At 34.1% G+C, this 874-nt stretch carries 1 pseudogene; it reads right to left on the bottom strand.

Annotated elements, in window-relative coordinates:
- Positions 1–874, bottom strand: a pseudogene (locus J536_RS24560) (hemagglutinin); the annotation flags it as partial.

Consider the following 874-nt stretch of genomic DNA (forward strand, 5'->3'; position numbering starts at 1 on the left):
AGCAGTTTCAGTGATAGAACCTTTATCCTGCATTGATTGCCAGACTACAGAGTTTTTTTCTTTTTTTAACAAGTCAGTAATAGAGGTTTTAGCAGCGATGAGCTCTAACTTACCGCCAGCTTCAAGTGTAGAACCGATTAAATATTCAAATTCTGTTCCAACAAGTCTTGTATCATAAACTGATTTTGTCCCAATATAATCTGCTTTTAAGGTTGCTGGTATTTCAGTAACTTGAGTACGCGTTGCATTTGTTTTAGAGGTGTTGTATTTGATTCCAGCAAAAGATGATTTTTTCGTAATATCTACATCACTCCTAGAACTCTCTTCCACTGTATAAAGGTTAAGATTTCCCCCAGAGTTAATAGAAATTGTTCCACCCTCAGCAGTAAAGCGCCCAGAATAAATATCAATATTATTATCTGGGGTTTTAGCATCTACAGATGGATCTAGTTTCTTTGTCTCAATAGAAATATTCTTTGCAGAAATATCAACTGATGCCGCATTTGTGCCATTATTTTCAGAAACAGTCGTAATATACTTTTTCTTTAAACCACCCCATGATTTTTTCTTTTCAGTAGTTATTGATCGATCATAACTTTGCTCAATAGCTGCATCAAATAAAATACTTTTATTTGATTCTATTTTTACGTCACCATTTTTTGAAGTAATACCAGTAGCTTGTAAAACCAAGTTATCATCTTTGGTTTTACCCACCGTTCTTATGTTAACCCCTTTATCACCATTAATAATGGTAGGGCTGACTAGTGTTCTGAAGCTATAATTCCCTTCACTTTCAGTACCTTTCTCATAAAAATCTGTATGACCATCAACAATAATACTTGCATTTAATGATTTTGGTGGTTGATTAACCCCA

The sequence above is a fragment of the Acinetobacter sp. 809848 genome (genome assembly GCF_000581275.1).
In the GTDB taxonomy this organism is placed as follows: Bacteria; Pseudomonadota; Gammaproteobacteria; order Pseudomonadales; family Moraxellaceae; genus Acinetobacter; species Acinetobacter pittii.